21 protein-coding genes, 1 tRNA gene and 2 pseudogenes are annotated in these 22,649 nt (G+C 69.5%); 17 read left to right on the top strand and 7 right to left on the bottom strand.

Features of this window, described 5'->3' with window-relative positions:
- Positions 1 to 82: 82 nt before the first annotated feature.
- Both AC5DRG_RS28710 and dcd read right to left on the bottom strand, forming a co-directional pair.
- Complete coding sequence (locus AC5DRG_RS28710) at positions 83 to 580, bottom strand: phosphoribosyltransferase (protein WP_491802330.1); 498 nt, start codon at positions 578 to 580, stop codon at positions 83 to 85.
- A 2-nt stretch (positions 581 to 582) separates the two neighbouring features.
- Positions 583 to 1,158, bottom strand: a complete 576-nt coding sequence (gene dcd, locus AC5DRG_RS28705) for a dCTP deaminase (protein ID WP_491802329.1) — start codon at positions 1,156 to 1,158, stop codon at positions 583 to 585.
- Between the two features lie 536 nt (positions 1,159 to 1,694).
- Between dcd and AC5DRG_RS28700 the strand changes: the two genes are divergently transcribed.
- A tRNA-Gly gene (locus tag AC5DRG_RS28700) sits at positions 1,695 to 1,768 on the top strand.
- 661 nt (positions 1,769 to 2,429) lie between these two features.
- Positions 2,430 to 3,401, top strand: coding sequence for a substrate-binding domain-containing protein (locus AC5DRG_RS28695; RefSeq protein ID WP_491802328.1), 972 nt, complete (start codon positions 2,430 to 2,432; stop codon positions 3,399 to 3,401).
- A gap of 72 nt (positions 3,402 to 3,473) precedes the next feature.
- On the opposite strand, the gene AC5DRG_RS28690 is transcribed toward AC5DRG_RS28695, so the two are convergent.
- Positions 3,474 to 5,918: an alpha-L-rhamnosidase gene (locus AC5DRG_RS28690; protein WP_491802327.1), complete on the bottom strand. Its 2,445-nt coding sequence runs from the start codon at positions 5,916 to 5,918 to the stop codon at positions 3,474 to 3,476.
- Positions 5,919 to 6,263: 345 nt separating this feature from the next.
- Positions 6,264 to 6,854, bottom strand: a complete 591-nt coding sequence (locus AC5DRG_RS28685) for a TetR/AcrR family transcriptional regulator (RefSeq protein WP_491802326.1) — start codon at positions 6,852 to 6,854, stop codon at positions 6,264 to 6,266.
- Positions 6,855 to 6,971: 117 nt separating this feature from the next.
- Between AC5DRG_RS28685 and AC5DRG_RS28680 the strand changes: the two genes are divergently transcribed.
- The 10 genes and pseudogenes from AC5DRG_RS28680 to AC5DRG_RS28635 all read left to right on the top strand — a co-directional run.
- A complete protein-coding gene (locus AC5DRG_RS28680; protein WP_491802325.1) occupies positions 6,972 to 7,709 on the top strand; it encodes an SDR family NAD(P)-dependent oxidoreductase in 738 nt (245 codons plus the stop codon).
- Between the two features lie 74 nt (positions 7,710 to 7,783).
- Positions 7,784 to 8,722, top strand: coding sequence for a cyclase family protein (locus tag AC5DRG_RS28675; RefSeq protein ID WP_491802324.1), 939 nt, complete (start codon positions 7,784 to 7,786; stop codon positions 8,720 to 8,722).
- A 32-nt stretch (positions 8,723 to 8,754) separates the two neighbouring features.
- Positions 8,755 to 9,405, top strand: coding sequence for a DsbA family oxidoreductase (locus AC5DRG_RS28670; RefSeq protein ID WP_491802323.1), 651 nt, complete (start codon positions 8,755 to 8,757; stop codon positions 9,403 to 9,405).
- Complete coding sequence (locus tag AC5DRG_RS28665; protein WP_491802322.1) at positions 9,398 to 9,553, top strand: hypothetical protein; 156 nt, start codon at positions 9,398 to 9,400, stop codon at positions 9,551 to 9,553. Before AC5DRG_RS28670 ends, AC5DRG_RS28665 begins: the two co-directional genes overlap by 8 nt.
- A 100-nt stretch (positions 9,554 to 9,653) precedes the next feature.
- Positions 9,654 to 10,244, top strand: a complete 591-nt coding sequence (locus AC5DRG_RS28660; RefSeq protein ID WP_491802321.1) for a TetR/AcrR family transcriptional regulator — start codon at positions 9,654 to 9,656, stop codon at positions 10,242 to 10,244.
- A 321-nt stretch (positions 10,245 to 10,565) separates the two neighbouring features.
- Positions 10,566 to 12,902, top strand: a complete 2,337-nt coding sequence (locus tag AC5DRG_RS28655) for an MMPL family transporter (protein ID WP_491802320.1) — start codon at positions 10,566 to 10,568, stop codon at positions 12,900 to 12,902.
- A gap of 131 nt (positions 12,903 to 13,033) precedes the next feature.
- Positions 13,034 to 13,297 (top strand): annotated as a pseudogene (locus AC5DRG_RS28650) (response regulator); the annotation flags it as partial.
- A complete protein-coding gene (locus tag AC5DRG_RS28645; protein WP_491813186.1) occupies positions 13,251 to 13,751 on the top strand; it encodes a response regulator transcription factor in 501 nt (166 codons plus the stop codon). The pseudogene AC5DRG_RS28650 and the gene AC5DRG_RS28645, both read left to right, overlap by 47 nt.
- A complete protein-coding gene (locus tag AC5DRG_RS28640; RefSeq protein ID WP_491813185.1) occupies positions 13,691 to 14,440 on the top strand; it encodes a response regulator transcription factor in 750 nt (249 codons plus the stop codon). Before AC5DRG_RS28645 ends, AC5DRG_RS28640 begins: the two co-directional genes overlap by 61 nt.
- Positions 14,437 to 14,799, top strand: a pseudogene (locus tag AC5DRG_RS28635) (transposase); the annotation flags it as partial. The gene AC5DRG_RS28640 and the pseudogene AC5DRG_RS28635, both read left to right, overlap by 4 nt.
- A gap of 247 nt (positions 14,800 to 15,046) precedes the next feature.
- Here the strand turns inward: AC5DRG_RS28635 and AC5DRG_RS28630 are convergent.
- The 3 genes from AC5DRG_RS28630 to AC5DRG_RS28620 form a co-directional block, all read right to left on the bottom strand.
- Positions 15,047 to 16,198, bottom strand: coding sequence for a tyrosine-type recombinase/integrase (locus AC5DRG_RS28630; protein ID WP_491802319.1), 1,152 nt, complete (start codon positions 16,196 to 16,198; stop codon positions 15,047 to 15,049).
- A complete protein-coding gene (locus AC5DRG_RS28625; protein WP_491802318.1) occupies positions 16,198 to 16,410 on the bottom strand; it encodes a helix-turn-helix domain-containing protein in 213 nt (70 codons plus the stop codon). The genes AC5DRG_RS28630 and AC5DRG_RS28625 overlap by 1 nt, the downstream gene beginning before the upstream one ends.
- 129 nt (positions 16,411 to 16,539) lie before the next feature.
- Positions 16,540 to 16,797, bottom strand: coding sequence for a helix-turn-helix domain-containing protein (locus tag AC5DRG_RS28620; protein WP_060904833.1), 258 nt, complete (start codon positions 16,795 to 16,797; stop codon positions 16,540 to 16,542).
- 477 nt (positions 16,798 to 17,274) lie between these two features.
- Between AC5DRG_RS28620 and AC5DRG_RS28615 the strand changes: the two genes are divergently transcribed.
- From AC5DRG_RS28615 to AC5DRG_RS28595, 5 genes are all read left to right on the top strand, one after another.
- A complete protein-coding gene (locus AC5DRG_RS28615; RefSeq protein ID WP_491802317.1) occupies positions 17,275 to 18,129 on the top strand; it encodes a helix-turn-helix domain-containing protein in 855 nt (284 codons plus the stop codon).
- 7 nt (positions 18,130 to 18,136) lie between these two features.
- Positions 18,137 to 18,823: a zinc finger domain-containing protein gene (locus AC5DRG_RS28610; protein WP_491802316.1), complete on the top strand. Its 687-nt coding sequence runs from the start codon at positions 18,137 to 18,139 to the stop codon at positions 18,821 to 18,823.
- A 320-nt stretch (positions 18,824 to 19,143) separates the two neighbouring features.
- Positions 19,144 to 20,073 (top strand): DUF2637 domain-containing protein, encoded by a 930-nt coding sequence (locus AC5DRG_RS28605; RefSeq protein ID WP_491802315.1) that lies wholly within the window; start codon positions 19,144 to 19,146, stop codon positions 20,071 to 20,073.
- A 394-nt stretch (positions 20,074 to 20,467) separates the two neighbouring features.
- Entirely contained in the window at positions 20,468 to 20,809 is a 342-nt protein-coding gene (locus AC5DRG_RS28600) for a plasmid mobilization relaxosome protein MobC (RefSeq protein WP_491802314.1), read from the top strand.
- A complete protein-coding gene (locus tag AC5DRG_RS28595; RefSeq protein WP_491802313.1) occupies positions 20,806 to 22,518 on the top strand; it encodes a relaxase/mobilization nuclease domain-containing protein in 1,713 nt (570 codons plus the stop codon). The genes AC5DRG_RS28600 and AC5DRG_RS28595 overlap by 4 nt, the downstream gene beginning before the upstream one ends.
- The last annotated feature ends 131 nt before the right edge of the window (positions 22,519 to 22,649 follow it).

The raw sequence follows: 22,649 nt of genomic DNA, 5'->3' as shown, positions 1-22,649 counted from the left end.
TACTGAGCAGCAAAAAGGGGTTCTCGGCTGTGGCAGCCGGGAGCCCCCTTTTTTTTGGACTTGTCGCCTTGTCGCTGACGCCTCAGGCGTCGAGCACCTGCCCGGCCCGCTTGATCACGGGCTCTTGGACACTCCACGGAAAGTTGATCCAGTCATCGGTCCGCTTCCACACGTACTCGCACTTCACGAGCGACTGCGACTTCTCGTAGATGACCGCGCTGCGGACCTCGGCGACGGTGTCGAGGCAGAAGTCCCGGACCAGCTTGAGCGTCTTGCCGGTGTCGGCGACGTCGTCGGTGATCAGGACCTTCTTGTCGGAGAAGTCGATGACGTTGGGGACGGGCGCGAGCATGACGGGCATTTCGAGCGTTGTGCCCACACCGGTATAAAACTCGACATTTACCAGGCTGATGTTCTTGCAGTCGAGGGCGTAGGCGAGCCCTCCGGCGACGAAGACGCCGCCGCGGGCGATGCTGAGGACGACGTCGGGTTCGTAGCCGTCGTCGGCGATGGTCTGGGCGAGCTCGCGCACGGCGACGCCGAACCGTTCGTAGGTCAGATTCTCGCGTACGTCGCTCATGCTCAGACCTGCGTCCGGTGGAAGTTGAGGAAGGACCGGGAGGCGGTGGGTCCGCGCTGCCCCTGGTAGCGGGAGCCGTAGCGGTCGCTGCCGTAGGGGAACTCGGCCGGCGAGCTGAGCCGGAACATGCACAGCTGGCCGATCTTCATGCCGGGCCAGAGCTTGATGGGGAGGGTCGCGAGGTTGGAGAGCTCCAGCGTCACGTGACCGGAGAAGCCGGGATCGATGAAACCGGCGGTGGAGTGGGTGACGAGGCCGAGGCGGCCGAGGGAGCTCTTGCCTTCGAGGCGCGAGGCGAGGTCGTCGGGGAGGCTGATGACCTCGTAGGTGGAGGCGAGGACGAACTCTCCGGGGTGGAGGATGAACGGCTCGTCGCCCTCGGGCTCGACGAGCCGCGTCAGGTCGGCCTGCTCGATGGAGGGGTCGATGTGGGGGTAGCGGTGGTTCTCGAACACCCGGAAGTAGCGGTCGAGGCGCACGTCGACGCTCGACGGCTGCACCATGGTTTCGTCGTAGGGATCGATCCGTACTCGCCCGGAGTCGATCTCGGCCCGGATGTCCTTGTCTGAGAGAAGCACGCCCCGAGGATACGCAAGGCGCGCGGAGCCGCCACAATCGTGACGACTCCGCGCGCGTATTACTTGGCGTACTGCTTGACCGCGGGCTGACGCATTACTGGCCGCTACCGCTTTTCGAGGCTGACCGGCACGACACTCCTCAGCCGCGCACACCGCGGACATCGGACGAGCCGCCCGGGACCGAGCCGCTCTGCCTGCTGCATCGGGAACGAAGCGGTGCTGAACACGTGCCCATCGGCACAACGGACGACGGTGCGCTCCATCAAGTCCTAGAGTCCCTTCCCCAAGAGCCGCGTCCGGCTGCTGCTCGCCGGACGACGAAAGGCCACATTACGGGATGAAAGGGACGGCTCTCCAGGCGGCACTCCGTCCCGCCCAGACCCTCTTCCACGTCTCCACCGTACGCCCCAACTCCGTTCCCCTGCAGCCCCATCACTCCCCGGAAACGCACTCCGGCCCCACGGCTTCAGCGCCGGGGGCCGGACATGAGGTAAAGTGTCGATGCGTTCGGACACCGGCTCCGACCGGCGTCTTACGCGGGTGTAGTTTAGTGGTAGAACATCAGCTTCCCAAGCTGAGAGTGCGAGTTCGATTCTCGTCACCCGCTCCAACACGAACCCCCAGGCCATTGGCCCGGGGGTTGTTTGTTGTCTAGTCCAATTTGAGGGTGGCGTGCCCTCCGCGTGCCCTAAGTCGAGGCAGCGGGCCCAATTCGAGGACCTCGGGGGGAAATCCGAACCTCGCACCGCTGACATGTCTCGCATGATGAGATCGACTTTCGGTGACCCGGGTCACATGCTCAGCAAATGCCATCTGGGTTGCATGCGCAAAAGGTGAATTGTTGGGCGGCAGAAACCGCTCGACCTGAAGCGACCGGCGGCCCTCCGGTAGTGCGCTTTACCGAGGACCGTTGGGACGCAGATCAGGTGGACGGTGCATCGTAAGTGGCGACAACACACCCATTGCCGCCATCAGGTTGTTGAGCCCGGGAAACATGGTGCAGTGAGCCTGCGGTCGCCCAGAAGCGGACGCGAGCCCCGCCGACCTCACCGGCAACCCTTGGGCGAAGCTCGTCGCCCCCGACCGGCCGCCGCCGTCTGCGGGATCGAGGACCCAGCCGTGCTGGTCAACGTCCGGAGTGGCGTCGGTCGGCCCTGAAGCGCAAGGAGCACTCTGCACACGCAGCGTTGGGCAACGCATAGCCTGGCTGGAGTCGAAGAAGAGGGGCTGGACGAGTGGATGCCGGGATACGCCGTCCGACGATCCGCGACGTGGCGAAGCTCAGCGGGGTGTCCGTGGCCACGGTCAGCTATGTGCTGAACGGCAAGGAGTCGCAGTCGATCAGTCAGGAGACGAAGCAACGGGTGACCGCGGCGGTCTCCGAACTCGGATACGTGCGCAACCCCGTGGGTACCGCTCTGCGCCGCGGGCATTCGAACGTCGTCCTGGCGGTCTTCGACCCGACCTTCGTCGGGGATGTCAGCGAGCGCTGGAACGGTGCGGTCATTGGCGCCCTGTCCGATCTCGGCTACACCGTCGTGACACACACGCTGCTCCAGGAGGCGGAGGCGGTGAAGGTGGTGCGGTCGTTGCAGCCCTTCGGCGTCGCGCTGTTCGCCTTCGTGACCGTACGGACCCATGAGGAGATACGTGCCGCCGGAGCCCGGCACGTGTTCGGGTTCCCTGCCGCCGAGGCCGATCCGGAGGCGGCGGACCGGCCCTGGGAGCGGGCGATCGGCCGCGCTCAGGTGGCGCACCTGGCGGAACGCGGATACGAACGGGTCCGGTACGCGTTCCCGGAGCCTTCGAGTCGGCGAGTGGTGGCCGAGCACCGGCTCCGGGGCGTACGGGAGGAATGCCGGCGGCGAGGGATGCCGCAGCCCGAGGTGTTCACCCTGCCTCTCGACCGGCCGCAGGCGGTGGCCGCCCTGTCCGCGCTGGGCCGGATGCAGGGTTCGGCGATCTGTGCGGCCGATGACCGTCATGGACTGGCCGTACTGGCCGCTGCTGCGGATCTCGGCCTGCGGGTCCCGTCGGATGTGGCGGTCATCGGCGCCGAGGACACCGTGGAAGGCCGCTTGGCGATCCCCGCGCTCACGACCACACGCTTGGTCGATTCCGACAGACTCACAGGTCTGCGCGCCTGGCTGGAGGCGGAGCTGAACAGTCAGCGGACTCCGCTCGGCCGCACGATCTGGGAGAGCGCGGCTTCGGCGGAGGTCGTCGTCCGCCGGTCCACCTGAACCGACCGAACCGACTGGACCGGCCGGGCCCCAAGCCCACCCCCGTCTGCGTGCTCGGGGCCCGATGCCTGGTCAGGACACGTGGAACACGTGCGTACCGCCCTGCACGCGGTAGACGACGTAGCCGGCCTTCTGCTCCACTCGGGTCGCGCCCCGGCCCGCAGTGATGCTCCACGCACCGTCCGGGACCGGGACACGGACCTCGGCCGGTGTCCTCGCGGGCACCTTCACCGTGAGGGTCAGACGGCCCTTCTCCTGGCGCCAGCCGGCGCCGACCTCGCCGCGCGGGGTGGTCACCCGGGCCGAGGCATACCGCAGGCCGTCCGGCACTACCGGTGCGACGAGCACCTTGCGGTAGCCGGGAGCGGCGGCCTGGATACCCGCCAGATGCTGGTAGAACCAGTCGTCCACGGTGCCCAGGAACGGGTGGTTCATCGAAAGGTCCTTCTTGGTCATGGACCAGGTCTCCCACGAGGTGGTGGCGCCCTGCTTCACCCAGTAGCCCCAGCTGGGGTAGCTGGTCTGGGTGGCGATCCGGTAGGCCAGGTCGGCTCGGCCGTTCCCGGTCAGGACGGGGAGCAGCAGTTTGGTGCCGATGGCCCCGGTGTTCAGGTGGTCGCTGCGGTCGGTGATGTCCTTGACCAGGTTGGCGAAGACCGCGTCCCGGTGTTCTTCGGGGACCAGCCCGTACGCCAGGGCCACCAGGTTGGAGGTCTGACGGTAACCGGCTTCCACGGGCGTCCGGTAGACGCCCGCGTCAGCGTCGAGGAACGTCTCGTTGAACTTCTCGGCGAGGGCGTCGGCCAAGGTGTCGAACCGGGCGGCGTCGCCGGAGTGACCGAGTTCCCTCGCGATCCGGGCCAGGAGACGGGCCTCGTGGTAAAGGTCGGCGTTGGCGGTCAGCAGGGAGCCCTCCGGCGGCCTGAGGGCCACGGTGGCGGCGTTCTCCGCGCCGGGCGGTGACCAGTCGCCGAAGGAGAAGCCGGTGTACAGACCGTTCGTCCCGGCGATGGTGGTGCGCATCAGGTCGAGCCAGCGCGCCATGGCCGGATAGTTGTCGGACAGCACGCCGACGTCGCCGTAGTGCTGGTAGTGCGTCCAGGCGGAGGAGATCAGCGTGCCCGACCAGGACGGGTCGTTCCACAGGGGGAAGCCGCCGGGGTTCGGAGCGATCACCGGCAGGCTGCCGTCGGCCCGCTGGGAGTCACGGAACGTCCGCAGCCACTGGCGGTACAGGCCCTCGACATCGAAGTTGAGGGCCGCAGAGTCCAGGTAGAGATAGGCGTCGGCGGTCCAGCCCTGCCGGTCCCGCCAGGGGGTGTCGGTGGGAATGCCCCACATGTTGTCCAGCAGGGACGCACGCTGAATGGCGTTGATCCTGTTCAGAAGCGGGTCGGCGCTGTCGAAGCGGCCGGTCGACGCCACCGCTGTGTGCGCGACGCGGGCCTCGATCCCGAACGAGGTCAGCGGCGCCGAGGTGGACACCTCGACATAGCGGAAACCGTGCCGCGTGAAGCTCGGTTCCCACGTCTGCGTTCCCTTGCCGCCCAGGATGTAGGAATCCCGGTGGGTGACCGCGGCGGGACCGAGCATCGCCGACTGGAACACGGTGCCGTCGTCGTTCAGCTGCTCGCCGTAAACGAGGGTCACCGTCGTTCCGGCCGTGCCGCTGACCTTGATGCGGGCCCAGCCGGCCGTGGTCCGGCCGAAGTCGTAGACCCGGGTGCCGGTCGTGAGCCTCGTGACGCCGACAGGCCCGAAGGTGTCGGTGACCTTGACCGGTGGCATGTCGGCGGGCACCACCTGCTTGGTGGGCGCGGGCTGGACGCGTGCGGTCTCCCAGGCCGAGTCGTCGTAGGCGGCGTTCGTCCAACCTGGTTTGGCCAGGCGGGCGTCGTACGACTCACCGAAGTACAGGGCGTCACGGGTGGGCCCGTCGGTGATCTTCCAGGTGCCGTCGCTGACGACCCGGCTTCTGGTGCCGTCGCTGAAGACGATGTCCAACTGCGCCAGCAACCGGGGCTCCTCTGTCCAGGGGGCCTTCGACAGGCCGAACAGCGTCGTCGGAGTGGTCTCCGGGGTGCTGAAATAGCCGCGCCCCAGGGTGACGGCGATGGCGTTGTCCCCGCCGCGCAGCGACTTCGTGACGTCGAACGAGCGCGAGTACGCGGTCTGGTCGTAGGCCGACGGCGGCGGGTCCAGGACCTGGTCACCCACTCGGTGGCCGTTGATCCACGCCTCGTAGTAGCCCAGTCCGACGATGTTGAACCTCGCCTGCTTGACGCGCTTGCCCAGCGCGAAGACCCGGCGCAGCAGCGGTGCGGGGTTCTGCTTGCCCAACTCGGGCGCCACCGACGGGGTGTCCCGCCCGATCCACTTCGCCGTCCAGTCGTTTCCGGCAGACGCGGCCGTGGACGGTGACCCGTAGGCGAGCCCCGGGCTCACCACACCGATGACCACGGCTGCGGCAGCGGAACCCACCACTTGCCGACGCGTGGCTGACCTGTTGAGAGACATGCCCGTTCCCTTCTTGTCAGTGAACCTGCCTGGCAGGTCTGTGGGGGGACAGGAGGCGCTCACAGGCGTCCACGCACGCCTCACGACGCGGACACCCACTCCCCGGAGGTGCCACAGCACTCGGCCGGTTTGGAACGTTTCGGCGCACGCTAATGAGAGGGCGCAACTTGAGTCAATAGGGTTACTTAAACGTTTCTGGCTTGGAAGATCAGATCACGAAGGCGCGTCCTGCCTGCTTTCCGGGAAGATCGAGCAGCGATCATGTGCCCCGACTGGCCCACATAATGAATCGATTCACTCCAGACCTAGGAGGACAGACGGGCGATCCCGCGCCCCGGTCGACTGTCAGCCGACGGGTACCACCTGGGCAGCAAGGACGGCGGCGGCCATCAGCTCTTCGCGGGGCGCGTCGGCGGCGGCGTTGACGGCGAGACCCTCGGCGGTGGCCATGAGGAAGCGTGCCAGGACCTTGCAGTCGGTGCCGGCGGGCAGGTCTCCGTCCGTCACAGCCTTCTCGAAGCGGCCCTGGACGGCATTGCGGTAGTCGTTGCGGGCCGCCTTGAGCACCTCCACGATCGCGCGGCCGTCCTCGCCCGAGGCGAGTCCCGCCTGCACCGTCAGGCAGCCACGAGGCTTGCCCGGCGTGGTGTACGCCTCGACCAGGCCGGTCAGCAGCCGAAGTGCCACCTCGCGTGCCGTGGGCTGCGCCAGCGCGTCGCGCGACAAGGGGGAGCGCGCCTGGGCGTAGCGGTCCAGGACCTTCACGAAGAGCTGCTGCTTGTTTCCGAAGGCCGCGTACAGGCTGGGCGGCCGGATGTCCATCGCCGCCGTCAGGTCGGCGATCGAGGTGGCCTCGTAACCCTGGCGCCAGAACAGCTCCAGGGCTGTGTCCAGTGCGACCTCCTCGTCGAAGGCGCGCTTGCCTCCCCTGGGCATGACCCCTCCTCCCTTGCCCGGCTCCGCCACGGGTGCCGGTTGCCCGATTGCTTTAGCGGTCGTTACAGTGTAGCCGTTCACCGCTTTAGCGATCGCTACACGAAAGGTCGGGTGCTCATGGGAAAGCTGGACGGCAAGACCGCGGTCATCACCGGCGGAAGCAGCGGGATCGGTCTGGCGACCGCGAGGACGTTCGTCACCGAGGGCGCCTACGTCTACATCACCGGCCTGGGTGCGGAGGAACTGATTAAGGCCCAGGCCGAGATCGGCGGCCACGTCACAGCCATACAGGTCGACATCTCCCGCCTGGAGGATCTCGACCGGCTCTGGCAGCAGGTCGAGGAGGAGCGGGGAGGCGTCGACATCGTCGTCGCCAACGCCGGTCGCGGCGAGCAGTCCACCCTGGCCCGGGCCACGCCCGAGCACTTCGACCGGCTCTTCTCCGTCAACGCCCGGGGCACGTTCTTCACCGTGCAGAAGGCGCTGCCGTTGCTCAACGACAACGGCTCGGTCGTCCTGATGGCGTCCGCCGGGCACCTGAACGGCGCGGCGGAGCGCACCGTCTACAGCGCCACCAAGGCCGCCGTACGCTCCTTCGCCCGTACCTGGGCCAGTGAGCTGAAGGACCGCGGGATCCGGGTGAACACCGTCAGCCCGGGGCCCATCGACACCCCCGTCATCGACACGCAGGACGACCCGGACGCCCTGCGCGCCGCCCTCGCCGCCATGATCCCCCTGCGCCGGCTGGGCCGGCCCGAGGAGATCGCCGCGGCCGTGCTGTTCCTCGCCGCCGACGACAACCGCTACACCACCGGCTCCGACCTCGTCGTCGACGGCGGCCACACCCAGCTCTGAAGCCACCGCACGGGCAGCCGGAGCCCTCCGGCGCGACAACAGCCCGCATCCGTACACCTCTTGAGGAGAGACCCATGACCGACACCACGACCTGGCCGCATCACGCACTCGGCAAGGAGCTGAGCAACTGGGGGCGTTGGGGTGCCGACGACGAGATCGGCACGCTGAACTTCGTCACGCCCGCCAAACTCGTCGCCGCGGCGCAGCTGGTCAGGACGGGAAAGACCTTCGACCTCGGAATGTCCTTCGGCAAGGAGGGCCCGGCCACGCCGAACACCTTCCGGGACAACCCCCAACACATGATGACCCTGCTGCCCTCGGACAGCGCCGGTGCCCCCGACGGCATGTTCGGCACCGACGACCTGGTGGTGATGAGCCTTCAGGCCGCCACCCAGTGGGACGGTCTCGCCCACATGGGATACGACGGGCACTTCTACAACAACGTGCCGGCCGCCGCGGTGAACAACTTCGCGGGCGCCTCCAGGGACTCCTTCGACAAGGTGGCCGGACGCCCGATCTCGCGCGGGGTGCTCCTGGACATCGCCGCGCTCAAGGGCGTCGACCGGCTCCCGGATTCCTACGAGATCACGGCCGCCGATCTCTCGGCGGCCGAGGAACGCCAGGGCGTGCACGTGGAGTCCGGTGACATCCTCTGCGTCCGCACCGGGTGGCACCGGTGGTTCGCCGAGGGCGACCGTGACCGGTACATGGGCGAGAACGAGGCCGGCCTCGGCCTGGACACCCTGCGCTGGCTGCACGACGTCGAGGTCGCCGCCGTAGCCGTGGACAACTGGGCCGTCGAGGTCTACCCGTCGCCGGTCGAAGGCACCTACGCCCCGTTCCACCAGGTCGCGATCCGGGACATGGGCCTCACCCTCGGCGAGATGTGGGACTTCGAGGCGCTCGCCGCCGACTGTGCCCAGGACGGCGTCTGGGAGTTCCTCCTGTGCGCCCCCGGCCTCAAGATCACCGGCTCGGTCGGATCGCCCGTCACCCCGATGGCACTCAAGTAACCCCGTTCACCTGACGAAAGGCGGTGCCCGAGATGACGTCCCCTCAACTGACGATCGACGTGTGGGCGGACGTGCTCTGCCCCTGGTGCTATGTCGGCGAGCACCGGCTGAGCACGGCGGTCGCGCAGTCCCCGTACGCGGCCCGCATCGAGGTGAGGATGCACACGTGGCAGCTCGACCCGAACGTGCCCACCCGGGTCACCTGGATCCCGGAGTACCGGGTCGAGAAGTTCGGGGTCACTCCCGACCAGGCGCGTGCGATGGAGAAGGAGGTCGCCGGGCAGGCCGCCGCCGACGGTCTGCCCTACGTCCTCGACCGGCCGGTGCGCAACACCCTCGACATGCTGCGCCTGGTCCACCTCGGCAACGAACACGGCGTCGGCGCACGGTACATGGCGGCGATGCAGGCCGAACTGTTCGGCGGGAACCCCGACGCGTTCGGGCACGACACGCTGATCCACCTCGGCGGGAGACTGGGCATCCCCGCCGACGAGATCCGCGACGTGCTCGCCACCGACCGCTACGCCGACGCCGTACAGGCCGACCACGCCGCCGCGGTGGCCCTGGGCGCCCGTGGAGTGCCCTTCACGGTCCTCGGCGACCGCTTGGCCATTCCCGGTACGGCCGGCCTTCCCCAGTACGCCGACGCCATCGACCGGGCGTGGGAGCAGGCCAATGGCTGACACGCCCCCGGCCCCCGCGTCGCCGCTGCTCGTCGAAACCGGGCCGGACGGTGGCTGGTGCGACGCCGCGACCGGTATCTGTACGACCTTCGCGGCCGACCCGGAAGACCCGCTCTCCGAGGGCGAAGACACCGCCGATGACATGTGACCCACGTCACTTAGGAAACGGTGCCGTTTTCTTCGCGGTCTCGCTAATCTGATGCCGTCCAAAGAAAACGGCACCGTTTTGTGCAGGGAAGGAGCAGGTCATGACCGAGCAGTCCACCGCCCGGGGCAGCCGCTTCACCCCCCTCCGCGCGGCACAGCTCTACGACGCCGTGCTCGACCTCCTGCAAGAGGTCGGATACGAGGCCCTTTCGATGGAGGCCGTGGCCACCCGTGCACGGTTCAGCAAGGCCACCCTCTACCGCGACTGGGGCGGCAAGCCGCAACTGGTCGCCGCGGCCGTGGAGTTCCGCAGGCCGACTCGGATCGACCTGATCGACACCGGTTCACTGCGCGGCGACCTGTACGTGATGGTGGAGCAGGCCGACGACAACCAACTCGCGCGGGACGCCGCTCTGCAACTGAGCGTGGGCCACGCGATCTACAACAACCCCGAACTCCGTCGCACCCTGAGAGAGGTGAGGCTCAACCCGGCCCTCGACGACATCGGCGCCATCCTCCAGCGCGGCGTCCAACGAGGCGAGGTCGCCCCGGACAACCCGGCGCTGGACCTCGTCCCGTCCATGCTGGTCAGCCTGATCGTCGCCCGCCCGCTGATGAGCGACACGGCGATGACCCAGGACGACCTCAGGCGGAACATGGAAGCGCTGGTCTTCCCCGCACTCGGTATCTGACCCACCCGTATCCGGGTCTTCACGATCCGGTCTTCACGATCCGAGTCCTCACGATCCGGGTCCTCACGCACCGACCTCCCCCACCGTCGGCGCGTACCGCACACCTTTCCCGCCCCGGCCTCCCCGTGCCGTAGGCGTCCCGCGCCCTGCCCTCCGGCCAATGACGGCCGTGTGGCCGAGGCGCCCCTCCCTTTCTCGCCGTGCCCCCGCGCGGCTGAACACACCCCCACCTGACGCGCACCGCTCACGTCGTCGGCGTACCCCTGCACGCCCTCATGCCCTGACGGGCGTTCCCAACGACCTGACCGAGAGAGCACCACCATGGCTACATTCCTGTACAGACTGGGGCATACAGCCTTCCGGCGGCGCCCCGTCGTCCTCCTCGTCTGGCTCGCCCTGCTGGGCGCGGCCATCATCGCCGCCCTCAGCGCACCGGCCACGAAGGCACTGCCCTTCACGCTGCCCGGCGCGGAGTCCCAGAAGGCGTTCGACCTGCTGGACCAGCGGTTCCCCGGCTCCGCCTCGGACGGAGCGACCGCCCGGATCGTCTTCAAGGCCCCCGAGGGACAGACGATGACCACCGCGGCCAACAAGGCCGAGGTGCAGAAGGTCACCAAGGAGATCGTGAGCGGCTCCGACCAGGTGGCCTCCGCGGTCGACCCCTACACCGCCAGGGCCGTCAGCAAGGACGGCTCGACCGCGTACATCTCCGTCACCTACAAGGTGACCGCGGCCGAGGTGGACTCCGACTCCCACGACGCGCTCGACAAGACCGTGGAACAGGCGCGTGCGTCCGGACTGACCGTGGAAGCCGGCGGAAACGCGGTCAAGGTGGCGTCCCACGGCGCCGCCGCCGAGGTCATCGGCGTGATCGTCGCGGCGATCGTCCTGGTCATCACCTTCGGCTCCCTGGTCGCCGCCGGACTGTCGCTGCTGACCGCGCTCATCGGCGTCGGCATCGGCTTCCTCACCCTCGCCGCGCTGAACTCGCCCCTCGAACTGGGCGACAACGCAGGGGTGTTGGCCCTGATGCTGGGGCTGGCGGTCGGTATCGACTACGCGTTGTTCATCGTCTCCCGCTACCGGTCCGAACTCGCCGAGGGGCACCCGCGGCAGGAGGCCGCCGCCCGTGCCACGGGCACCGCAGGCTCCGCGGTGGTCTTCGCGGGCCTGACCGTGATCATCGCGCTGGCCGGCCTCGCCGTGGTCAACATCCCGATGCTGACCAAGATGGGCTTCGCCGCCGCCGGATCCGTCACCATCGCGGTGATCATCGCCGTCACCCTCGTCCCCGCCATGCTCGGCTTCGCCGGCGACCGGGTGCTCTCCAAGAGGAAGGGCGAGAAGAAGGCCGAGAAGAAAGCCGGGAAGAAGGCCGGCAACAGCAGGTTCGGCAGGAACAAGGGCGACATCAGGGCTGTTGCGGACGACGCGGCGGAGAGCGGCACGGCGAGGTCCCCGGAGTCTCCGAGGCCCCCGGAGTTCTCGAAGCCTCCGATGGGCGTGCGCTGGGCGCAGTTCGTGCTCCGGCGTCCGGTCGCCGTCCTGCTGACCTGTGTCGTCGGCCTCGGGGTGATCGCCATCCCGACGGCCTCCATGACCCTGGGCCTGCCCGACGACGGCGCCCAGCCCACCGACACCACCCAGCGCCGCGCCTACGACCTGCTCTCCGAGGGCTTCGGCGTCGGCTTCAACGGCCCGCTCGTCGTCGTGGTCGACGCGGCCAAGAGCGAGGACCCGGAGACGGCCGCCACCGAGGTGGTCAGCCGGATCGGCAAGCTCGACGACGTGGCCGCCGTCGCCCCCGCCCGCTTCAACCAGGCCGGAGACACCGCGATCGTCACGACCGTCCCGTCGTCCAAGCCCGCCTCCGAGGCCACCGAGAAGCTCGTCGAGCACATCCGCGACACCGGTACGGCCATCGAGAAGGAAACCGGCGCGAAGCTGCTGGTCACCGGCCAGACGGCGGTGAACGTCGACTTCTCCCAGAAGGTCAACGACTCCCTCGTCCCCTACCTGGCCCTGGTTGTCGGACTCGCCTTCCTGCTGCTGATGGCCGTCTTCCGGTCCGTCCTCGTCCCGCTCAAGGCCGCACTCGGCTTCCTGCTCTCGGTCCTCGCCGCCCTCGGCGCGGTCGTCGCCGTCTTCCAGTGGGGCTGGCTCGCGAGCCTGATCGGAGTGGAGGAGACCGGGCCCATCATGAGCCTGATGCCGATCTTCATGGTGGGCATCGTCTTCGGCCTGGCCATGGACTACGAGGTCTTCCTGGTCACCCGGATGAGGGAGGCATACGTCCACGGCGAAGGGCCGGGCCAGGCCGTCCTCACCGGCTTCCGCGACGGAGGGCGCGTGGTCACCGCCGCTGCCATCATCATGATCGCCGTGTTCTCCGGCTTCATCGGCGCCAGCGGAGCCATGATCAAGACGATCGGCTTCGGCCTCGCGGTGGCCGTCCTCTTCGACGCCTTCGTCGTCCGCATGGCCATCGCGCCCGCCGTACTGGCCCTGCTCGGCAAGTCCGCCTGGTGGCTGCCCGCCTGGCTCGACAGGATCCTGCCGAACGTGGATGTCGAGGGTGAGGGGCTCGCCAAGTCCACCGCCCCGGACCCGGGTTCGGGGCCGGGGAACGACGACCGCCCCCAGCCCGTCCACGTCTGACCCGTACGTCGACGCCCCCGGGCACGCGCGCACCCCGCCCGTGCCCGGGCCCGACCGGACCTCCCTCGCGCACACCGCACACCGCTCCCGCCACCCGGTGGACACCCCTCCCCACACTGGAGCAGTCCGGCATGATCACCGTCCTCCTCGCCGACCCCCACGCCCTGCACCGCCTCGGGCTGCGCACCCTCCTCGGCTCCTGCCACGGCCTGACCATCGTCGGCGAGGCGACCACCGGCGCCGAGACAGCCCGTATGCACGAACGCCTGCGACCGGACGTCGTCCTGCTCGGCAGCGGCCTGCCCGCCACCGGCGTCACCACGACCGTCCGCCGCCTCCGACAGACCCGTGTCCCCGGCTCACCGGCGCCCCGCGTCCTCGTCCTCAGCTCCGCACACCGCGACGAGCACGCCTACGACGTGCTGCGCGCCGGAGCCGACGGCTTCCTCCCCGCGCCTGGCCGGCGCGCTCATCCACGCCGTCCGTTACGGCCCCCGACCCGCGGTCCCGGTCCCCAAGGGCCGGCTGGAGGACCTCACCGAACGCGAACGCGACGTCCTGACCGCCGTCGCCTCCGGCCGGTCCAACGCCGAGATCGCCGCACAGCTCTCCATCGCCACGACCACCGTCAAGTCCCACGTCGGCAGAATCCTCACCAAGATCGGAGCCCGCGCCCGCGTCCAAGCCGTGATCTTCGCCTACGAATCCGGACTCGTAGGCCCTCCCCTGCCCCCGGCCGGCCCCTCCCTCCCAGCCCCCCACCGAATGACGGACCGCGAGGAACCGACATGCACGTACTTCTCGTCGAGGACGACCCTGCCATCGCCGAACCACTGGAACGCGGCCTGAAGCGTTACGGCCACACCGTGCACCGGGCCGCCACCGGACGAGAAGCCCTGCGCACTGGGACAACCTGGGACTTGGTCCTGCTCGACCTGGGGCTGCCGGACATCGACGGCCTGGACGTCTGCAGACGGTTGCGCGCCGACAGCGACGTCCCGCTCATCATGATCAGCGCCCGGGACAGTGAGGCCGACAAGGTCGTCGGCCTCGAACTCGGCGCGGACGACTACCTCGTCAAGCCCTTCCTGATACGGGAGTTGATCGCCCGCATGCGCGCGGTGCAACGCCGCCGCGCGAGCGCCCCGCCGCCCGCCCCGGAACCCTTCGAATCCGGCCGACCCGGGGTAGTGATCGACCTGCCCGCGCCCGGACGCAGACCCGACCGCTACGGCCGGGTGGTCCTCGACCGCCCAGCCCACCGCGTCTTCCTCGACGGGGCCGAAGTCCCTTTGGCACCGAGGGAGTTCGCGCTGCTCGCCTTCCTCACGGCACAACCGGACGTACTGGTGACCCGCGAGACCATCATGTCCTCGGTCTGGGACGCCAACTGGTTCGGCCCCACCAAGACCCTCGACACCCACATCTCCGCCCTGCGGCACAAGTTCGGCGACGCCCTCACCATCCAAGCAGTACGCGGCGTCGGCTTCCGCCTGACCGTCAGCCCCCGCACAACGACACGCCCCTCCGCGTCATGACGCTCTGCACGCCATCGCGAGCCGCCAGTCGTCAGCCCCGGCCCAGCACACGCAGCGGACGTAGACCGTCTCGGGCCTGGCCGTGGACCTTGGCTGGTGTGCGAGACGGGATCGCAGGTGATCGTCCAGTTCATTCGGACGCTCACCCAAGAAGTCGAGACCCTAAGGACAGGGCCGCCGAGGTCGACCGGCTCATCGATGCCAGGTTGGCCAGCATCGGTCCGCTGTTGAGTGCCGAGTTCCTCGCCGCAGTCGGCAACAACCTGACGGACCCCACCAGTTGGGACGGGCTCGCGGCGTTCGTCGGTCTGTCTCCGGCACCGCACGATTCCGGGAAGCGGAACGGCAACATGCACCGGCCGTGCAGCTACCACCGGGGTCTTTCACGGGACCCAGATCGCAGAACCAGTTGCGGGCCGATGCTGGGCCGCGGGTTTCCCATCTCGATACCCGCCTCTACGACAGCAACCAGTTCTACACAAGGCGGTCGGTTGGGTTCGCACAGGGATGGTGCAGGCCGAGCCGGTACACCCGGTGCTACAAGGGCTTTCGCCACGTCGCTTGCTGGACGGATCCGGCTGGGATCCGTCCGGCCCATGTGCGTCGTCACGCCTCTTCGGCGGGTCGGCGCTCGGTGCCTGGCTCTTTCAACTGCTGACGCACCTCGGCATCGATGCCCTTGGCGAGCCTGCGCTGGTGCTTCGCCGTCGAGTGCTGGTAGATCAGCTGAGCCCGCTCCGAGGACTGCCCAGCGCGGACCATGAGGTCCTTCAACTTGGCGCCGGTGTCGGCGGCGAGGGTGTTGCCGGTATGGCGGAGGTCGTAGAAGCGGAAGTTGTCCGGCATCCCGACCTTGGTGCGCGCCTTGCGCCACTTGCGGCCGAAGGTGGAGCGGCGGAACGGGGCGCCCTTCTCGCCGACGAAGAGGAGACCGTCCGGCTCCTTCTCCGCGAACCATTGCAAGTGGCGGCGTAGCTCGGGCTTCAGGAAGTCCGGCAGGTAGACCGTGCGCTTGCCCGCCCGGGTCTTGGGGTCGCCGGTGACGCGCCTGCCGTTGGTGAGCTCCGGGGACGCCTGTGTGACGCGCAGGGAGCATGCGACGAGATCGACACTGCGTCGGCGCAGTTCGGCCAGCTCCTCCGGGCGCAGGGAGGCGAAGGCGCCGAGCAGCACCATCAGGCGCCAGCGCGGGCCCATGGCATCGGCGAGGTCGAAGACCTGCTCGATGGTCGCGGTGGGGCGTTCGTCGGCCTCCTCCTTGCCGGCGCCCTTGATGCGGCACGGGTTGCTGCGCAGGAGGTCGTCGTCGACCGCCGTCTGGAGGATGGCCTTCAGCAGGCGGTACGACTTGGCGACCGTGGTAGCGCCGGTGGCCTTCAGGCGCTCGGCACGCCACGTGCGGACGGACGGCGGGGTGATTTCGTCCAGGTCCTTCCCGCCGAAGGTCGGCAGGATGTGCAGACGCAGCAGCCCGTCGTAGCGGTCGAGCGTGGTGGGGGCCAGTCCGCGCTCCTCCTTCCAACGGAGCGCATACTTCTCGAAGTTGACCGCGCCCGCGTCCGGGTCACGCCACACGTCGCGCTCGATGTCGGCGCGGGTGAGGTTGAGCCACTCCTGGGCGTCGGACTTGGTCTCGAACGTCTCCGGGGCGGTGTGCCGCTGCCCGTCGGGGCCGATGTAGCGGGCCTGCCATCGACCGGAAGGGAGCTTGCGGGTCGTGCCGAACTCGCGCCGCCGCTGCGGCTTGCGTCCCGCCATCAGGCAGCCTTCCCGTAGCGGGTACGGACACGGCGGACCGGCTCGACGGTGCGCTCCTCGACGTACTCGGCGATCGCGCTCTCGGGGACGCGGACCGGGCGGCCGAGCTTCACGTAGCGGATGCGGCGCTCGGCGATCAGGCGGCGGACGAAGCGCTCGCCCGTGCCGAGCATTTCGCCGGCCTCGGCCACGGTCAGGAGGCGGTCAGCCATTCGCGATCACCTCCGTCGCGGAGAGGCGCTGGGGACAGGCTGGAGCCGGGGGTATTGCAGGCAGGCGCAAGGGCGGTGAGTCCTCACTCGGGTGCGGGATGGGGCGAGCTGCGGCGCGGCGAAGGCGGTTCAGACTGCGGGGCGGCCGGGCAGGAGCGCGGGTGCCGGGACGTGAAGGGCCTCGGCGATCGCGATGAGGTCGTCGACGTCACATCGGCGCTGGGCGCGCTCGATGCGGGACAGCATGGTGTTGGACATCGGGTGGCCGAGGGCTGTCACGCGGTCGGCCAACTGCCTTTGTGACAGGCCGCGTTCAGCGCGGAGGATTTCGATGGCACGGGCCGCCTGCATTCCTGCAGGCCCGATTTCCAATGAGCGTGGGGGCATGGCTCCAATTGAAAGGCTCAATCGCCGGTTTTGGTAACCGGCGATCGTCGGCTATGTTGCGCTCGCGTCGTACGCCGGGGAGAGGTTTCCGGGGGCCGGGATGGGGGCGCGGACGGATGCGTCGATCGATGCTGTGACGTGCGGTGTTGTGTTGTAGCTTCCCCGAGGGCGGCGCGTCAACGGCTTGCCGATGTGATGCTTCTGGCTTCACCTGACGGTCCGTTATTTCGGCAGCGGCCGATTCGGGTTTATAATTTTGGCAATGCCTAGCTCGCAGTAAGTGTTCGCCGTCAGCTGTCTGAATTTCTCGGCGGAATGCTGGACTTGAGCGGCATGGATGTGGCTGTCTTGGCTATACGACGCCACCAGCCCTCCCCCGCGCCTTCGGCCGGGGCGGTGGGCCAACCCCCTCCCTGTGCACCGCCCGACAAGGGCCGACTGCACCTCCATGCACTGACCCCCAGGAGCCGCCGCCCGATGAGCTACGACGCCCGCGAATGGGTGTGGGACCACAGCCACAGCAAGGGCACCGCCCGCATGGTCCTCGCCCTGATCGCCGACCGGAGCCGCGACCAGCACTGCGTCGCCTACGCGTCCGTGCCCACCCTCATGAAGCGCGCCAACGCCTCCCGCACCGCCGTGCGCGATGCGCTCGCCAAGCTGATCGCCGACGGGGAGCTGGTGCAGCTTCCCGACCGCAAGGGGCCCAGGGGAGAGACGTACTACCGCCTCCCAATCGCCGCCCGGTTCCTCGCCGATGAGCCCCGGGAGGGGGACCGGAATCCGGCACCTCAAGGGGGTCGGAATCCGACCCTCGGGGGGTCAGAATCCGACCCTGCCGAGCCCTTCGCGGGGGGATCGGAATCCGACCCCGGGGAACAGAATCCGACCCCCAGGGGGTACGAATTCCGACCCGAGGGGGGTGCAGATTCCGACCCCCAGAACAGAAGAGAACCGAAGGTGAACGGTAGTAAGAGCAGCAGCAGCTCTCTCCCGCTCATCTCCGCCACCGAGTGGCAGATCGACGACAGCGCCCGCGCCTGGCTCCAGCACGACGGGCATCTCGACCGGCTCGGCGATCACGCCCTGCAGGCCGCCGACGCGAAGTGGCGCACCTACCGAAGCTCGTGGGATCCCCGCACCGCCGACGCGTGGGCCGCCGACTGGCGCGCGTGGATCGCCCGGGAACGCACACCTGCCCCCGGTCGCCCGAACCTCTACGCCCTGCCCGGTGGCACACCCACCCCCACCTCGACCACCGGCATGACGCGGACCGAGGCGCACATGGCCGCCCTTCTCGCCGCCCTCGACGAACCGACCGGAACGGAGTAACCCGCCTTTGGACCGACGCGAAGTCGCCGCCGTCCTCGCCTACATCGGCCGCCTCGATCCCCGCGCCGCCCGCACTGGTACGGGCGATGCCCGTGATCAGATCGCCCAGTGGCACGAGCTGCTTCACGACGTGCCCTTCGCCACCGATCACGGCTGGGACGTCCGCGAGGCGATACGGGCCCACGTCCTGGACTCCCCGTACCCGATCCTCCCGGTGGACGTCGCCCGCAAGTGGCGCGCCTACCGACGCGACCGCCTGGACCGGCACACCGATCCCACCCCGGCCGCCGACCCGGACAACCCCGCCGCCTGGCGCACCGAACTCCTCGGCACACGGCACACCGTCGCCACCGGCATGGCCGCGCCCTCCGCGCACCGACAGCTCACCGGCGGCCCGCACTCAGGCATCGATGCCCGCCGAGCCGCCATCGGATCGTCCATCCCGCCGGCCGTCCGCGCGGCACTCGCCCCCTACCGGCCCGCGCGTGCCGCCCGCGAGGCCGCCGTCGCCGCCGGACAGCCCGACGCTCTCAGCGTCCCGTGCCGGTGGTGCCACGCCATCAAGGGCGAGCCCTGCCGCAGCCGACGCCTCGGACTCGACGGCCACGCCCGGGGCAACGCACCCCGCACGACGCCGCACCCCACCCGCGTGGACCTCGCCGTGGCAAAGCTGGCCCGGCAGGAAGCCGCGTGACCGACGCGCTGTCGTATCGGCGCCGGCGCCTGACCAACGGCCCCTCCGGCGCACCCGAATCCCACCTTCACCGCCCGTCGGCAGCACCGATGCCATGCCCGGACGGCTTCCTCGGAGACCTCACCTCATGCCCGCCTACGCCCACCCTGGAGATATCTGACTTGCCCTCCCCCACCCCGATAGCTCCGGTCGCCATCCCCACCGCCGACAGCCATCGCTCCCCCTTCGCCCGGCTCCGAGCTCTCTACCGACGCGCAGACGTACGAGCTGGGAGTCATCGCCCGAACCGCGGTGCACGATTCACCCTCGTCCTCGGTCTAATGGCTGTGGTCCTCATGGCCTTCCGGGTCTCGTGGAACGCCTTGTCCGACGTGGCCCGCGCCATCGGCGCCGACGCCACCGCCGCCCTGTTCTACCCGATCGTGGTCGACGGGCTGATGGCCCTCGCGCTGATCGCCACGCTCGTGCTGCCCGATGCCGACCGGAAGTTCGCCCTGCGGGTCCTGGCGACCTACACGATCGCCAGCCTCCTGCTGAACTACGTACACGGCCTGACCCCAGCCCTGCACACCACGCCGGCCCGGTGGGGCCGACTGACCGACTGGGATCCGGCGAACTGGGCCCTCGTACTGCTGGCCACGTCGCTCCCGGTCGGGTCGATCTACTTCGGATCGGACCTCGTGGCGAAGGTGCTGCACCACAACCCCGAGTCGGCCGACTCTGCCGAAGCGGTTGGTCGGCAGGGCGACGAGCAGGCCGCACGGTCGACCTCTGACCAGGCCCGATCGGCCCCCGAGCCGCCGACCGAGTCGGCCCCCGCAAAGGCCGCCAAGACGCCCGTGACCAAGCCGACCGAGGCCGACCAGGCGGCCCGCTCTGCCCGACCGCTCCGGTCGGCCGCCACGGTTGAGTCGAGCGGAGCCGCCCCACGCCGTGCGACCGGTCGGATCCCCTCCACCACCAAGTCGGCCGCCGACCGCACCCGCACCAACACAGAAGTCCTCGACGAAGCCCGACGCCTGACCGCCGACTGGAGCCCAGACCGGCTGACCGCCGAGCGTCTGCGCAACGAACTCAGGATCAGCCAGACCCGCGCTCGCACCCTGCGCGACCAGCTGCAGACCGAGCGCACCGACCGGCCAGATCCCGCCGCCCATGACGGCTCCGAGACCGAGCCTCCCGACGGACGCGACGAAGCCGCCTCCGAGCGCCAGAGGCAGCGCGGCGCAGCCCCCGTCGCCACCACCTGAGCCCCGCAAAGACACCGACCGCCCCTCCCTTCCAGCTCACCCCGTGCCCCAGGCAGACAAGCCCGGGGCACGGGGATTGCGCACAGCAAAGCACCCGGCAACAGCACCCACGGAGAACCGACCCATGCACGACCCGAACGAACTCCCTGCACCCGAAGGGGAGATGACCACCGGCCTGAACAGCGCAGCAAGTTGTACCGGAAGCGATGCTTCCGGAGTTCCCACCCCTGGGGTGGCGGGAACAGCCCGGCGCCAGGGGGCACCGGACCGTCAGGCTGCGGCCGAGGGCGGACCGCAGCAGGCAGGGAGGCGGCAGGCCGAGTCCGTGTCGACCAGACGTCAGCGTGCTCGTCTGCCGAAGTCCCGCAAGCGACTGAAGCAGCCCAGCTGCCGTATGAACGACACCGAGTTCAAGCGATTCACCGACGCCGCCGCCCACTGCCAGATGTCCAACGCCGCCTTCCTTGCCTACGCCGCCGACAAGGCCGCCCGCGACCTGAACCGCACCGCCGCCGAGATCGCGGCGGAACGGGAAGTCATCAACGAGCTGTTCGCCGCCCGCCGGCACCTCGGCCGCATCCACGGCTTGTTCAACCAGGTCGCCAAGGCCCTCAACTCAGGCGCCGACGCACCCCACCTGGACGCGGCGGCCGAGGCTGTCGGCAACGCCGCCCGCCGCATGGAGGACGCCGCCGATGCCCTGCTCGCCCACCGCGACGGCGGTGCCCCTGAGTGATTCCCAGCATCCACAACCGCGGCAGCGAAACGATCGGCCTGATCCGCTACCTCTACGGGCCCGGCACCAAAGAGGAGCACATCGACCCGCACCTGGTGGCCGCCTTCGACCCGCTCACCCCCGACCCCGGCCGTGATCCGAAGGCCACCTACGAACAGCTCCAGCGCCTGCTCGACCAGCCCGTCAACGCCCTGCCCGCCGGCAAGCGCCCTGAGAAGCACGTATGGCACCTGTCGGTGCGGGCTGCCCCTGAGGACCCGGTCCTGTCCGACACGGACTGGGCGGCCATCGCCCGCCGCATGGTCGCCGCCACCGGCATCGCTCCCGAGGGCGACGAAGCCGCCTGCCGGTGGGCGGCCGTCCGGCACGCCGACGATCACATCCACATCATCGCCACGCTCGTACGTGACGACGGCCGTCGGCCCCGCCTGCACAACGAGGCCCGCCGCGCCCAGGCCGAGTGCCGCCGCGTCGAAGTCGATTACGACCTGCGCCGCGTCCCGACCGGGGACGGCACCGCCGCCAAGCCACCCACCAGCGCCGAACGGCACAAGGCCGAACGCGAAGGCCGGGACCGCACCGCCCGCGAGGAACTGCGCGAGACCGTGCGCCGCGCGGTGGCCGGCGCGAGCAGTGAGGAGGAGTTCCTCGACCGCCTCAGAAACGCCGGACTTCTCGTGCGTACCAAGGTGCTGCCGTCCGGCGACTTGCAGGGGTACAAGGTCGCCCTGCCCGACGATCGCAACGGGAACAAGGAGCCGGTCTATTACGCCGGTTCCACCCTCGCCCCCGACCTGTCCCTGCCCCGCATCCGCAAACGCTTCTCCAACGGCACCTCCAGCCAGGACACCGACACGCCGTCCACCCGGGCACCGAGCGGCCCAGCAACGGCTCGACGCCGAACGGCCACAGCCGCGTGGCAGGCGATGCTGGTCATCGACCGCGGTGAGGACGCCCAGGTGGCCGCGCACATCGCCGCCGCCGGAGAGGTCCTGGACGCGCTCGCCAAGACCTCCGCCGCCCACACCCGCACCGAACTGCGCGAGGCAGCCTTCATGTTCGAGAGGGCCACCCGCTCCCACGTCCAAGCCGCGCGCGGGCACGACCGCGCCCTGCGTCAGGCCGCCCGCGACCTCGTCCGCAGCGGCCCCGCCCTCGGCCGTGGGGAAGACGGCGCCACCACCGCCATGGTGATCGACATGGTGTTCTTCCTCGTCACAGCCGCCGCCCACTGGCACGCCAAGAAGAACCACGCCCAGCAGGCCGCAGCCGCCCGCCAGGCCGCCGAGCACCTACGCGCTGCCTACCAGGCCGCCGCCGTCATCTCGCTGGCAGTGCTGTACCAGCGAGGTCGGCACCTGTCCCAACCGCTTCGTCAGAGACAGGCCGCTTACCTCCGCCAGGCAGTGCCGGAGCTGGCGGAACAGGCTCTGGCCGAGCCGGGCTGGTTTGCGCTGGCCGCCACGCTCGCCGACGCCGAAGCAGCCGGACACGACCCGGCCGGGCTCCTGGCCGAAGCCGCTGAACGGCGGGAGCTCGCGACCGCGGACTCGATCACCGACGTCCTGGTGTGGCGGCTGCGCCGCATGGCCGACCTGCCCGCCGACGCCACCGCGATGCCCGCACGCGTCTCCACTGCGGACCCGGGCAACCGCCGCGTCACCCACCCCTTGGCGGGCCGAGACGATCAACCCCGCAGGGCGCGATGATTCCGGACATACGAAGAGCCCCCGCGCCGAGGCCGAGGGGCTAAGTCAGTGGGAGACCTGGGCCTGGCGAACGATCATCGGAGCCGTTGCGGCGAGCGCAACGCCCGTTCCGAACCGGAACAGGCGTTGCG

This window comes from Streptomyces sp. JLBG701 (genome assembly GCF_058544905.1).
This window is presented reverse-complemented; position numbering and strand designations above follow the sequence as displayed.

Excerpts from the sequence above, each read along its gene's own strand:
- AC5DRG_RS28665 (WP_491802322.1), top strand. The coding sequence starts at position 9,398 with ATGGCTGACACGCCCCCGGCCCCCGCGTCGCCGCTGCTCGTCGAAACC.
- AC5DRG_RS28655 (WP_491802320.1), top strand. The coding sequence starts at position 10,566 with ATGGCTACATTCCTGTACAGACTGGGGCATACAGCCTTCCGGCGGCGC.
- AC5DRG_RS28670 (WP_491802323.1), top strand. The coding sequence starts at position 8,755 with ATGACGTCCCCTCAACTGACGATCGACGTGTGGGCGGACGTGCTCTGC.
- AC5DRG_RS28685 (WP_491802326.1), bottom strand. The coding sequence starts at position 6,854 with ATGCCCAGGGGAGGCAAGCGCGCCTTCGACGAGGAGGTCGCACTGGAC.
- AC5DRG_RS28630 (WP_491802319.1), bottom strand. The coding sequence starts at position 16,198 with ATGGCGGGACGCAAGCCGCAGCGGCGGCGCGAGTTCGGCACGACCCGC.
- AC5DRG_RS28640 (WP_491813185.1), top strand. The coding sequence starts at position 13,691 with ATGCACGTACTTCTCGTCGAGGACGACCCTGCCATCGCCGAACCACTG.
- AC5DRG_RS28680 (WP_491802325.1), top strand. The coding sequence starts at position 6,972 with ATGGGAAAGCTGGACGGCAAGACCGCGGTCATCACCGGCGGAAGCAGC.
- AC5DRG_RS28600 (WP_491802314.1), top strand. The coding sequence starts at position 20,468 with ATGAACGACACCGAGTTCAAGCGATTCACCGACGCCGCCGCCCACTGC.
- AC5DRG_RS28660 (WP_491802321.1), top strand. The coding sequence starts at position 9,654 with ATGACCGAGCAGTCCACCGCCCGGGGCAGCCGCTTCACCCCCCTCCGC.
- AC5DRG_RS28625 (WP_491802318.1), bottom strand. The coding sequence starts at position 16,410 with ATGGCTGACCGCCTCCTGACCGTGGCCGAGGCCGGCGAAATGCTCGGC.
- AC5DRG_RS28615 (WP_491802317.1), top strand. The coding sequence starts at position 17,275 with ATGAGCTACGACGCCCGCGAATGGGTGTGGGACCACAGCCACAGCAAG.
- AC5DRG_RS28620 (WP_060904833.1), bottom strand. The coding sequence starts at position 16,797 with ATGCCCCCACGCTCATTGGAAATCGGGCCTGCAGGAATGCAGGCGGCC.
- AC5DRG_RS28605 (WP_491802315.1), top strand. The coding sequence starts at position 19,144 with ATGGCTGTGGTCCTCATGGCCTTCCGGGTCTCGTGGAACGCCTTGTCC.
- AC5DRG_RS28690 (WP_491802327.1), bottom strand. The coding sequence starts at position 5,918 with ATGTCTCTCAACAGGTCAGCCACGCGTCGGCAAGTGGTGGGTTCCGCT.
- AC5DRG_RS28675 (WP_491802324.1), top strand. The coding sequence starts at position 7,784 with ATGACCGACACCACGACCTGGCCGCATCACGCACTCGGCAAGGAGCTG.
- AC5DRG_RS28710 (WP_491802330.1), bottom strand. The coding sequence starts at position 580 with ATGAGCGACGTACGCGAGAATCTGACCTACGAACGGTTCGGCGTCGCC.